Below are 12,046 nucleotides of genomic sequence, written 5' to 3' on the forward strand. Positions count from 1 at the left end.
AACCGACGACCATGATCTCCGCCGAGAACATGCGCTCGCGCACCGATGCCGCGCCCGGCCCGACCGGCCAGGGCTTCGAGGACCACGGCGACAGCCCGTCCCGGCGGGGGACCGAACGGCCGGCCGTCGGTGGGCACGGTCGGCCGTTTATCGCTTTGACAGGGGCGCCGCCACCTCCCAATACTGAACGACGATTCAGTAGCGCGACGCGTTCGCGGAGGGAGGCAGCATGTTTGATCAGACCGGATGTACGTCGCTGACCGGCGGCGAGGCAGTGGTCCGCGCGCTGGCGGCACATGGCGTGACGCAGGCGTTCGGCATCCCCGGCACACACAATCTGGAGATCTACCGGCACCTCGGCCCGTACGGCATCGGCCATGTCGCACCCCGCCATGAGCAGGGCGCGGGCTACGCCGCCGACGCGTACGCGCGGGTCACCGGACGGCCCGGCGTCGCGATCACCACGACGGGCCCCGCCCTGCTCAATATCGCCGCGGCGGTCGGCCAGGCGTACTCCGACAGCGTTCCCCTGCTCGTCGTGTCGCCCGGCATGCCCCTGCGCCACCCCCGGCAGGCGACCGGACTGCTCCACGAGATGCGCAGCCAGACCGAGGCGCTGCGCGGGGTCGCGGCGTTCAGCCACCGGGTGTCGTCGGTCGAGGAGATCGGCTCCGCGGTGGCGCGGGCGTTCGCCCTGCTGCGCCACGAGCGCCCGCGCCCCGTCCATGTCGAAATGCCGCTCGATCTGCTGGAGGCCGTGGAACCCACAGGTCCGGTGCGGCTCGCCCCGCCCGTGGCCCGTCCGGGTGCGGAGGCGTCCGCGGTGCGCGAGGCGGCGCGGGTCCTGCGGTCGGCGAAGCGGCCCGCGCTGGTGCTCGGCGGCGGGGCCAGGCAGGCCGCTGCCGCGTGCCTGACGCTCGCCGAACTGCTCGGCGCCCCCGTCGTCACCACGGCCAATGGCAAGGGCATCGTCGACGAGACGCATCACCTGGCGCTCGGGGTGTCCCTGCACAGCCCCGCCGTCCAGCGGTGGCTGACCGGCTGCGACGCGGTGCTGGCGATCGGTACGGAACTGGCGGAGTCCGACCTCTGGTCCGCGCCGCCCGCCCTCACGGGCACCCTGATCCGGGTCGATCTGGACCCGGCCCAGATGTACGCGGGGCTGCCCGCCGGACAGCCCCTGGTCGGAGACGCGCGGACCACGCTCACGGCGTTGCTGACGGCGCTCACGGAGCCGCCGCCCGCAAACGATCCGGGGCCGGAGAACGGCACCGAGGACGGCCACAGGACCCGGGAAAGCAGCGCGGACAGGCCCGGGACCAGGACCGGCGGCACAGGCGCGGACACCAGCGCGGACAGGTGCGGGCCGCCGGACCGTGCCGGTTCCGTGGTGACCCTGCGCGCCGCGCGGGACGCCGAGACGGCCGTCCGCGACGCCCGGTGGCTGCCGTATCTGCGGGCGGTACGGAGCGTGCTCGCCCACGACGCGGTCCTCACCTCCGACAGTGCGCAGTGCTGCTACTACGGCGCGCTGCCGCACCTGCCCGTCGGCCCCGAGGGGCGCTACCTCCACCCGACCGGCTTCGGCACCCTCGGCTACGCCCTGCCCGCGGCCATCGGCGCGAAGACGGCGTACCCGCGACGTCAGGTCGTGGCGCTGAGCGGCGACGGCGGCCTGCAGTTCTCCGTGCAGGAGCTGGCCACGGCCGTGCAACTGGGGCTGCCGCTGCCCGTCGTCGTCTTCGACAACGGCGGCTACGGCGAGATCCGCGACGGAATGACGGCCCGCGGGGACCGGCCGGTCGCCGTCGACCTGCCCGCCGTCGACCTGCCCGCGCTGGCCCGCGCCTACGGCGGCCGGGGCAGCCACGCCGACTCGCCCGAGGCTCTCGCCCGCGCCCTTTCCCTGGCCCTGACCACCCCGGGGCCCACCGTGATCACCGTGACCGAGGAGCCTTCCCGATGACCGCCGCGAAGCCGCAGAGCCCGCTGATCTCCCTCACCTGGACGGACCATGTCACGGACCGCCGGGGCTACTTGGTCGTCGACCGGCTGGTGCGCGGCGTCTCCAGCGGCGGCCTGCGGATGCGGGAGGGGTGTACGCAGGCCGAAGTGGCGGGACTCGCCCGCGGCATGACGATGAAGGAGGCGCTGCACTACGACGCCGACCGTACCGAGGCCCGCTACATCCCGCTGGGCGGCGCCAAGGGGGGCATCGACTGCGACCCCCGTGACCCCGAGGCGTACGGCGTCCTCGTCCGCTTCCTGCGGGCGGTGCGCCCGTACATCGAGAACGTCTGGACGACCGGTGAGGATCTCGGGCTCACCCAGGAGCTGGTCGACCGGGCGGCGGCCGAGGCCGGGCTCGTCTCCTCCGTCCAGGCGGTCTACCCGCTCCTCGACGACGAGGCGGCGGCCCGCAAGCGGCTGGCCGACGCCTTCGAGGTGACCGTGGACGGCATCGGGCTCGACGCGCTGGTCGGCGGATGCGGCGTCGCCGAGTCGGCCCTCGCCGCCCTGGACCGCGCGGGTGTCCCGTACGAGAACGCCCGGGTGTCCGTCCAGGGGCTCGGCACGATGGGCGGGGCCACGGCACGTTTCCTCGCCCGAGCCGGTCTCAGGGTCGTCGCCGTCGCCGATGTGAAGGGCACGATCGCCAACCCGGCGGGGCTGGACATCGAGGCGCTCCTGAGCGCGCGGGACGCCCACGGGACGGTGGACCGGGGCGCGCTGCGCGAAGGGGACCGGGAACTGCCGGGCGACGCCTGGCTGACGACGGACGCGGAGGTGCTGGTCCCGGCCGCCGTGTCGTACGCCATCGACGCCACGAACCAGTCCGGCATCAGGGCGCGCTGGGTCGTGGAGGCGGCGAACATGCCGGTGCTCGCGGAGGCCGAGGAACTGCTGATGGCGCGCGGGATCACGGTACTGCCCGATGTCGTGGTCAACTCCGGTACGAACGCCTGGTGGTGGTGGACCCTCTTCGGAGACATCGAGGCCGACGCCGAAGAGGCGTTCGGACACACCCGCCGGGCGATGCGGGAGCTGATCGACCGGATACTGGCCCACGCGGAGGCCCATGGCACCACACCGAGGGCAGCGGCACACGCCCTTGTCGCCGAACGGCTGCCGGTGATGGCCGAGCGGTTCGGCTGGTACCGGTAACGGCTCCCCCCGCAGTCCCCGGCCGGGCGGACGGCGGCAGCTACGGCACAGCCCCGTACGTTGGTTAGGGTGGCTGTGTGGCGAGAGTGCGGTTGGGTGTGGCGGAACGGCGTGAGGAATTGCTGCGCGCCGCGGTGGAGCAGATCGAGGTGCGCGGGGTCTCCTCCGTACGGATCGCCGATGTGGCCTCCGTGCTGGGGGTGAGCAACGCCCTGGTGCTCTACCACTTCTCGACCAAGGAGAAGCTGGTCGCCGCCGCGTTCGCGTACGCGGCGGAGGCCGACCTCGCCCACCTGCGCAAGCTGCTGGCCCGCCGTACCAGCGCGGTGCGACGGCTGCGGGCGGCCGTCCGCTGGTACGCGCCCACCGGACAGGCCAAGGGCTGGCGCCTGTGGATCGAGGGCTGGGCCGCCTCCCTGCGCGAGCCCGCGCTGCGCGAGGTGGCGGGCGAACTCGACCAGCAGTGGAAGGCGGAGCTGGCCGCAGTCCTCGAAGAGGGCGCTGCCGCCGGTGAGTTCCGCTGCGAGGACCCGGTATCGACGGCCTGGCGCCTGACCGCCCTGCTGGACGGTCTTGCCGTGCAGATGATGTCGTACGCGGGTCCGCTCTCCCGCGCCACGATGCTGCGGTGGACCGACGAGGCTCTCGCCCGCGAACTCGGCATCGACCACCAGACCTTGATCGCCTGACACCTCTCCCCTCCGGCCGCCGTGCGCCTCTTCCCTCCGCCCTGCCCTTCCCCTTCCCCTGCCCTCGCCCCTCCCCCGCCCTCGTCCCTCCCCCGGGCCGTCGTGCCGGGTCAGGTCTGACGTACCGGTGCGTAGGCCGATCCGTCGATCCCGAAGGTCCAGGCCACCCCGTCCTTCGCCGTCCTCGTCGTGGGCGGCACCCGCAGCCAGTAGGTGCGGTGCGTGCCGTCCGGTTCCGGGGTGGAGTTGACCACTTCGACCATCACCACGTCCTCGTCCCCGTCCAGCGAGATCCGCCAGAGGATGCCCGTCTCGTCGCGGTGGACCGGTTCGGCGCGGGACTCGGTGAGGTAGCGGTCGTAGCCGTAGTACTCCAGCATCACGCGGCGCAGCTCCGCGTTCTCCTCGGCCCGTATCCGCTGTGGGGTCAGCGTCGCCAGTTCCGCCAGGAACGCCGCGGGAACCGGCATGCCGCGCCAGGCGTACAGCGCGAAGCCGTCCGCGTAGGCGAGCGCCGGGCCCTCCCCGTGGTCGAGCCGCCCCGCCTCGTCGCGGTGGAGCACCTCGGGCCGCTCGCTGATCACGACGGCGTGCTCGTAGGGCCACCACCAGCCGGCGTTGCGCGCTACCTCCGCCAGGCCGGTCAGCCGGTCGCCGCGCCCGTCGAAGGCGGCGAGCCAGGCGGCGTCGTGCTGCCCGAGGACGGCGTCGAGCAGTCGCAGCCGGATGGCGGACTCGTCCTCGGGCCGCGCGGCGAGGTCCGCGACGACACCCGTCCGTATCCGTTCGGCGAGGGCGCCCGTGGTCTCCCAGAGCTGGGCCCCCGTGGCGGACCAGAGCGCGGACCAGCCCGCGGCGCCCAACTCGTCGTACATGCGGCGCCGTTCCTCGGCCCAGGGCCGGGTGCGGATATCGTCGCGCACCGAGCGTCCGGCGTCGGTCAGCTTCGCCACCGCTTCGACCGCCGCGCGGGGCGAGTCGGCCCAGATGATGCGCTCCGGCTCGGCGAGACCGGCGCTGCGGTAGGCGAGCCGCACCCCGTCCTCGGCCGCGGCCCGGTCCGCCGCGCCCGTCGCCGCCGCCACGGCCCGCCAAGAGTTCACGTACTGCATCGGTTGTCCCGTCCCCTGTTTCTCGATCTCGGTCTCGGATCTCGGATGTGAGATCTCCGTGCTCGGATGCCTGCCGCGCCGCCCGGTCGTCGGCCGCGGCGGCCGGATCAGTCCGCGACGATACGGATCGCGCCCGGCGCGTACTCCCGCTGGCGCACCACGCGGAACCAGCCCTTCGGCAGCGAGATCGCCGCGTGCTCCTCGTGCACCACGCGCCCCCCGTCCGGGAGATGGAGCAGCATCGGCCCGAACTGCCCTGCCTCCCTTATCAGTCGGCCGGGACCCTGCACCGCATGGGCGTGTCCGGTGACCTCGCCCAGTGCGAGCACCAGGCGTCCCCGGCCGTCGCGCAACTCGCCCGTCGCCTTCAGGAAGTGGGTGGGCACGGCCGACTCCTCCACCGCCACGATCAGTACATCGCCCTGCCGGTACACAGACGTCTCCCCTCGGTCGCGGCACCCGCTGTGCCGAACACGAGGAAAACGCTACGGGGAGGGTCTGACATCGATACTCGTAGCGGGTTCCGGTGGTCGTGGCTCAGGGTCTGACCGACGTCCTGCTGGACTGTCCTGCGACTGTTCTGTCCGGCCGCCGGGATCCGTTCGGTCGACCGGCTGCGGTGCGTGTGCCAGGTCCCGGTCACCGCGTTGTCAGTGGGGCTTGATAGACCTTGCGGACAACAACCGTTCCCAGCCATCAGGAGCTCAGGGCCATGTCCGGTGTGGACCACCTCAGCGAGCTGTGCGGCCTTCCGGCCGTCGACTTCCAGCACAATGCCACCGAAACACCCCGTCCGGCCGCCGACGCCGCCGCGTGGCGCATCAGCGTCGATCCGTACGACGACGAGGAGGCGGACCGCACCTGGGAGCAGGAGTTCTCGGCGTTCCTGGAAGCCGTCGATCCGGCCGGGGTCCGCGCCCTGATCATCGGGCAGTGGGGCGAGTCGTACGAGGACAAGTCCGACGTCCCGATCGGTCTCGTCATCGCCGCGGCCGACCGGCTGACCTCGCTGGAGGCGGTGTTCGTCGGAGACCTGATGCTGGAGGAGGCGGAGATCTCCTGGATCGAGCAGTCGGACGTCACCAAGCTGCTCGCCGCGTTCCCCTCGCTGGTGGAGCTCGGGGTGCGCGGCGGCAGCGAACTGGAGTTCCCGGCGACCAAGCACGAGCGGCTGCGCTCGCTCACCATCGAGGCGGGCGGGCTGCCCGTGCAGGTGGTCCGCGGCGTGCTCGACAGTGAACTGCCCGCGCTGGAGAAGCTCGACCTGTGGCTGGGAGTCTCGGCGTACGGCGGCGATGCCGATGTGGCGGACCTGGCGCCGCTGCTCTCCGGCACCCGCTTCCCCCGGCTGCACCACCTGGGCCTGCGCAACAGCGAGGTGGAGAACGAGATCGCGGCGGCCGTCGCCTCGGCCCCGGTGGTCGCGCGGCTGCGCACGCTCGACCTGTCGAACGGCACGCTCGGGGACGAGGGCGCGGCGGCGCTGCTCGAAGGCCAGCCGCTCACCCATCTCGACGTGCTCGACCTTCACCACCACTTCCTGTCCGAGGCGATGGAGCGCCGGATCACCGAGTCGCTGGTGCCCCACGGGGTCCGGGTCGATCTGTCCGAGCGCAGCAAGCCGTGGGGCGACGGCGGCCCCGAGGGCCGGTACACGGCTGTGGCGGAGTGACACGGTGTCCGGCATCGCACACCCCGAGCTCTTCCACGACCTGCCGGTCCTCACCCTGCCCGGACCTGCCGCGGAGCAGCCCGAGGAGCTGCCGGCCGCGCACGCGGTCGCCTGGCGGCTGGACTGCGGCTGGGAGGGTTCGCTGACGTTCCCCGTCCTGTGGCAGCACTTCCTGGACTCGGTCGACAGCGAGCAGGTCGAGGCGCTGGTGATCGGTCCGTGGTGGCAGGGGCACTACAGCGAACTCAGCCCCGTGGTGGAGCTGATCGCCGCGGACGCGGACCGCTTCCCGGCGCTGCGCGCCCTGTTCCTCGCGGATGTGGAGCGCGAGGAGTGCGAGGTGTCCTGGCTGAAGATGTCGGACATCACTCCGGTGCTCACCGCTCTTCCCCTGCTGGAGGAGCTGGTGGTGCGCGGCGGCGGTGACTCCGCCGCCGATGAGGCGGGGCTGCGGTTGTCGCCGGTGCGGCACAGCGCTCTGCGGTCCCTCCGCTTCGAGTCCGGCGGTCTGCCGTCCCATGTCGTGCGGGCGGTCGCCGCATCCGAGCTCCCGGCGCTGGAGCGGCTGGAGATCTGGCTCGGGACCCGCTGGTACGGCGGCGACGCGCAGGTGGAGGACCTGGGCCCGCTCCTGTCGGGCGGCACGTTTCCGCGATTGCGGCATCTGGGTCTGCAGAACAGCGAGATCCAGGACGAGATCGCGGCGGCGCTGGCCTCGGCGCCCGTGGTGGCCCAGTTGACGTCGCTGTCGCTCGCCATGGGCACCCTCGGCGACACCGGTGCGCAGGCGCTGCTGGCGGGGCAGCCGCTGAGCCATCTGTCCACGCTCGACCTGCGACACCATTACCTGAGCGACGGGATGCTCGACCGTATCCGTCGGGCGTGCGCGCCGGCTTCGGTCAACGGTGAGGAACCGGTGGACTACGGGGACCCCGAGGAGGACGAAGAGCGCTATGTCGCGGTCAGCGAGTAGCCCCGCGCCGCGCTTCACGGTCGTCGGCAATCCGGACAACCGCCGCGTCGCCCTGTTCCAGGAGGCCGTGCGCGCGGCCGGGCTGCCGGACGCCCGTGTCGTGTCCTGGCTCCAGGTGCTCGCCGGTGAGGCGGCGTTCCGGCCTGCGGAGACCGTACGGATGGACTCGCCCGGCGAGGACCCCGAGGTGGAGCGGCTGCTGCGCGGGGTCGGCGATCCGACCCGGGTGGAGGGGTCGGCCCGTTGGTACGCCTCGTTCCTGACGGCCGTGCGGGAGGTGGCGCGGGCCGCTTCGGCGGCGGGCGCCGATCTGCTCGGCGCTCCTGGGGACATCGCGGCACTGTTCGACAAGCGGCTGTGTCATGCCGTGCTGGACGGTGCCGGGATTCCGGTGCCCGCGTCACCGACGTCCGGTGCGGGGGCGCCCGTGGTGCGGGGCTGGTCGGATGTGCGCGAGCTGATGGCCGAGCACGGCATGCCGCGGGTGTTCGTGAAGCTCGCCCACGGCTCGTCCGCCTCGGGGGTGCTGGCCGTGGAGACGGCCGGCCCCGGACGGCTCCGGGCGAGCACGTCGGTGGAGCGGGACGCGGAGGGGCGGCTGTTCAATTCGCTCCGGGTGCGCCGGTACACCACGGAGCGGGAAGTGGGCGCGATCATCGACACGCTCGCCCCGGACGGGCTGCACATCGAGCGCTGGCTGCCGAAGGCCGCGCAGCGGGGGCGGGCCGCGGATCTGCGGGTCGTGGTGGTCGGCGGACGTGCGACCCATGCCGTCGTGCGCACCAGCACTTCCCCGATGACGAATCTCCACCTCGGCGGCGCCCGCGGCGATCTCGACGAGGTCCGGGCCGCCGTCGCGGCGGCGGGCGGCAGTTGGCGGGACGCGCTCGCGATGTGCGAGCGGGCCGCCGCCTGTTTCCCCGGGACGTTGTGTGTGGGCGTGGATCTGCTGCCCGCGACCGGCTGGCGGCGGTTCGCCGTCGGCGAGGTCAATGCCTTCGGTGATCTGCTGCCGGGTCTGACCGGTCTGCCGGGCAGCGGCGCCGAGGGGCTGGACACCTATGCGGCGCAGGTCGCCGCCGTACTGGAACGAGCAAGGAACCACCGTGTCGTCGCTGCCCCCTGACCCCACCCACGTCAATCCCGTCCCCGCCGATCCCGTCCACGTCGATCCCGTCCACCGTGGCCAGGACGTCGGTGGCCAGGATGCCGGTGGCCAGGACACCGACGACCCGGACACCGACGGCCCGGACACGGGTGAACCCGACATGAGTGACATCGTCGGGAGTCACGATCTGCTGTTCGTCACTCTCGACACCCTGCGTTACGACGTCGCCGTGGAGCTGGCCGCCGCCGGACGCATCCCGCATCTGGCCCGGCACCTGCCCGGTGGTGTCTGGGAGAAGCGCCATGCGCCGGGGAGCTTCACCTATGCCTCGCACCAGGCGATGTTCGCCGGTTTCCTGCCGACACCCGCCACGCCGGGGCCGCACCCGCGGCTGTTCGCGGCACGTTTCGCGGGCAGCGAGACGACGGCGGACGGCACGTTCGTCTTCGACACCCCCGATCTGCTGTCCGGCCTCGCCGCCGTGGGCTACCGCACGGTGTGCGTCGGGGGCGTCGGCTTCTTCAACCGGCAGGGCCCGCTCGGCTCGGTACTGCCCGGCATGTTCCAGGAGAGCCACTGGGAGCCCGGTTTCGGTGTCGCCTCGCCCACCTCGTTCGAGGAGCAGGTGACCCGCGCCGAGGAAGTCGTCGCCGAACTCCCGCAGGACCAGCGGCTGTTCCTTTTCGTCAATGTGTCGGCGCTCCACCAGCCCAACTGGTTCCACCGGGCGGGCGCCACCCGTGAGGCGGGCGACTCCCGCGCCACGCACGCCGCCGCCCTGGAGTACGTCGACCGGCACATCGGCCGGCTCTTCGCGGCGGCGAGCAGCCGCCGCCGCTGCTTCGCCATCGTCTGTTCCGACCACGGCACGGCCTACGGCGACGACGGCTTCACCGGCCACCGGCTCGGTCACGAAGCCGTCTGGACCGTGCCGTACGCCCATTTCTTCCTTGAGCCCGGGGACGCAAGATGACCAGCACGACCCTTCCCTCGACCGCGGCGGCGACCGCCGCCGCAACCGCTGCCACGGCCCTTCCCGCAGTCAGGCCGTACGAGAGCTATGTCTACGCCTATCCGCACAAGACGGCCTACCGGCCGCTCACCGGCCGGCCCGCGCTGCGTGAGCTGTGGGCGGCGGAGCCCAAGGACGCGCTCTCCCTCTATCTCCACATACCGTTCTGCGAGGTCCGCTGCGGCTTCTGCAATCTGTTCACCCGGATCGGCGCTCCCGGGGAACTGACGACGCGCTATCTCGACGCGCTGGACCGGCAGGCCGTCGCTGTCCGGGACGCGCTGGGCGACCGGGAGCCGGTGCGGTTCGCCGCCGCCGCGTTCGGCGGTGGCACACCCACGTTCCTGACCGCCGCCGAGCTGGAGCGGCTCTGTGACATCGCGGAGAAGCGGATGGGGGCCGGGCTGCGTGCGGTGCCGCTGTCCGTGGAGACCTCGCCGTCGACCGCGACGGCGGACCGGCTGGCCGTGCTCGCCGACCGCGGGACGACCAGGATCAGCATCGGTGTGCAGAGCTTCGTGGACGACGAGGCGCGCGCCGCGGTGCGCCCGCAGCGCCGCGCCGAGGTGGAGGCGGCTCTCGGCCGGATCCGTGATGCCCGTATTCCGGTGCTCAACATCGACCTGATCTATGGCATCGACGGGCAGACGGAGGAGAGCTGGCGGACCTCGCTGGACGCCGCGCTGGTCTGGCGGCCCGAGGAGCTGTATCTCTACCCGCTGTACGTACGCCCGCTGACCGGACTCGGCCGTCTCGGTGCCGCGGAGCCGGCCGCCGAGGAGCTCGCGTCCGCCGCCTGGGACGAGCAGCGGCTGCGGCTCTACCGGGCGGGCCGCGACCATCTCCTGGCCCGGGGCTACGAGCAGGTGTCGATGCGGATGTTCCGCCGCGCGGACGCCCCGCAGGAGGGCCCCGACGACTACGCGTGCCAGACCGACGGCATGATCGGGCTCGGCTGCGGCGCCCGCTCGTACACGGCGTCCCTGCACTACTCCTTCGACTACGCGGTGGAGATGCGGGAGATCCGCGGCATCATCGACGGTTTCACCGCCACGGAGGACTTCTCCCGCGCCGAGGTCGGGCGGTACGTGGACGCCGGCGAGGCGCGCAGGCGCCACCTCCTCCAGTCGCTGCTCCAGGCCGCGGGGCTGCGGGCGGACGAGTACCGGCAGCGCTTCGGTACGGATCCGCGCGAGGACTTCCCGGCCGAGCTGGACCGTTTCGCGGCGCGCGGCTGGCTGGACGGAAGCGCGGGTGAGGGTCTGCTGCGGCTCTCCGCCGAAGGGCTGGCCCACTCCGACGCCGTGGGCCCGGAGCTGTTCTCCCCCGCGGTGCGGGCCGCGATGGCCTCGTACGAACGGAAGTAGCACCGCCATGGACCTGACGATTCTCTACCGGGGCCCGCTGGCCTCGTGCGACTACGACTGTCCGTACTGCCCGTTCGCCAAGCGGCGCGACAGCCGGGAGCAGCTGACGGCGGACCGGGCGGCACTGGAGCGGTTCACCGCGTGGGCGGCGGAGCAGACCGGTGACCGGCTGTCCGTGCTGTTCACTCCGTGGGGCGAGGGGCTGGTGCGGTCCTGGTACCGGCGCGCGCTGGTCGAGCTGTCGCTGCTTCCGCATGTCGGCCGGGTGGCCATCCAGACCAATCTGAGCGGCCGTACCGACTGGCTGGACGGGGCCGATACGGACCGGGTCGCACTGTGGTGCACCTACCACCCGGGTCAGACGCCCTTCGAGCGCTTCCTCGGCAAGTGCCGGGAGCTGACCGGGCGCGGGGTCCGCTACAGCGTGGGGGTGGTCGGTTTCGACGATCATCTCGACGAGGCGCGGCGGCTGCGGGCCGCGCTGCCCGACGAGGTATATCTCTGGGTCAACGCCGCCGAGGGGCACACCTACACGGACGAGGAGGCGGACCGCTGGACGGCGCTGGACCCGCTGTTCCCGTACAGCAGGCATCCACACCGATCGGCCGGGCTGCCCTGCCGGACAGGTGAGTCGGTCATCTCGGTGGACGGCGACGGCACGGTGCGGCGGTGTCACTTCGTCCGCGCGGAGCTGGGCAATCTGTACGACGGCAGCTATCGGCGGGCGCTGGGTCCGCGGGCCTGCCCGCTCGGCGTGTGCGACTGCCACATCGGCTATGTGCATCTGGAGACGCTGCCGCTGTACGACGTCTTCGCGGGCGGTGTGCTGGAGCGGATACCGGCTCCGGGCAGCGGGATCACGCCGCCGGACGGGCTCGTGGTGCCGAGCCCGTCCCGGCGTGCCCTTCCCCTGACGGTCCTGCGCGACGCCCCTTAGCGGGGAGACAG

The 12,046-nt window shown here is 72.5% G+C and carries 11 protein-coding genes; 9 read left to right on the forward strand and 2 right to left on the reverse strand.

Going from position 1 to position 12,046, the window contains the following annotated elements; genetic code table 11:
• The first annotated feature begins 229 nt into the window (after nt 1-229).
• From A6A29_RS10305 to A6A29_RS10315, 3 genes are all read left to right on the forward strand, one after another.
• A complete protein-coding gene (locus tag A6A29_RS10305) occupies nt 230-1,966 on the forward strand; it encodes a thiamine pyrophosphate-dependent enzyme (protein WP_073719720.1) in 1,737 nt (578 codons plus the stop codon).
• Complete coding sequence (locus A6A29_RS10310) at nt 1,963-3,165, forward strand: Glu/Leu/Phe/Val dehydrogenase dimerization domain-containing protein (protein ID WP_073719721.1); 1,203 nt, start codon at nt 1,963-1,965, stop codon at nt 3,163-3,165. The genes A6A29_RS10305 and A6A29_RS10310 overlap by 4 nt, the downstream gene beginning before the upstream one ends.
• Nucleotides 3,166-3,242: 77 nt before the next feature.
• A complete protein-coding gene (locus A6A29_RS10315; RefSeq protein ID WP_073719722.1) occupies nt 3,243-3,854 on the forward strand; it encodes a TetR/AcrR family transcriptional regulator in 612 nt (203 codons plus the stop codon).
• 110 nt (nt 3,855-3,964) lie between these two features.
• On the opposite strand, the gene A6A29_RS10320 is transcribed toward A6A29_RS10315, so the two are convergent.
• Complete coding sequence (locus A6A29_RS10320) at nt 3,965-4,966, reverse strand: DUF6745 domain-containing protein (RefSeq protein ID WP_073719723.1); 1,002 nt, start codon at nt 4,964-4,966, stop codon at nt 3,965-3,967.
• Between the two features lie 107 nt (nt 4,967-5,073).
• Complete coding sequence (locus A6A29_RS10325) at nt 5,074-5,400, reverse strand: hypothetical protein (protein ID WP_073719724.1); 327 nt, start codon at nt 5,398-5,400, stop codon at nt 5,074-5,076.
• A 278-nt stretch (nt 5,401-5,678) separates the two neighbouring features.
• On the opposite strand from A6A29_RS10325, the gene A6A29_RS10330 reads away from it, so the two are divergent.
• From A6A29_RS10330 to A6A29_RS10355, 6 genes are all read left to right on the forward strand, one after another.
• Nucleotides 5,679-6,638: an STM4015 family protein gene (locus tag A6A29_RS10330; protein ID WP_073719725.1), complete on the forward strand. Its 960-nt coding sequence runs from the start codon at nt 5,679-5,681 to the stop codon at nt 6,636-6,638.
• 4 nt (nt 6,639-6,642) lie between these two features.
• Nucleotides 6,643-7,611, forward strand: coding sequence for an STM4015 family protein (locus tag A6A29_RS10335; protein ID WP_073719726.1), 969 nt, complete (start codon nt 6,643-6,645; stop codon nt 7,609-7,611).
• On the forward strand, nt 7,592-8,737 hold the full coding sequence (locus tag A6A29_RS10340) for an STM4014 family protein (RefSeq protein ID WP_073719727.1): 1,146 nt from the start codon (nt 7,592-7,594) through the stop codon (nt 8,735-8,737). Before A6A29_RS10335 ends, A6A29_RS10340 begins: the two co-directional genes overlap by 20 nt.
• A 142-nt stretch (nt 8,738-8,879) precedes the next feature.
• A complete protein-coding gene (locus tag A6A29_RS10345) occupies nt 8,880-9,692 on the forward strand; it encodes an STM4013/SEN3800 family hydrolase (RefSeq protein WP_073719928.1) in 813 nt (270 codons plus the stop codon).
• Nucleotides 9,689-11,098 (forward strand): STM4012 family radical SAM protein, encoded by a 1,410-nt coding sequence (locus tag A6A29_RS10350; RefSeq protein WP_073719728.1) that lies wholly within the window; start codon nt 9,689-9,691, stop codon nt 11,096-11,098. Before A6A29_RS10345 ends, A6A29_RS10350 begins: the two co-directional genes overlap by 4 nt.
• Before the next feature lie 7 nt (nt 11,099-11,105).
• Nucleotides 11,106-12,035 carry an STM4011 family radical SAM protein gene (locus A6A29_RS10355; protein WP_073719729.1) on the forward strand — a complete coding sequence of 310 codons (930 nt, stop codon included), beginning with the start codon at nt 11,106-11,108 and terminating at the stop codon, nt 12,033-12,035.
• Nucleotides 12,036-12,046: the final 11 nt, after the last annotated feature.

Source organism: Streptomyces sp. TSRI0281 (assembly GCF_001905125.1).
Classification (GTDB): Bacteria; Actinomycetota; Actinomycetes; order Streptomycetales; family Streptomycetaceae; genus Streptomyces.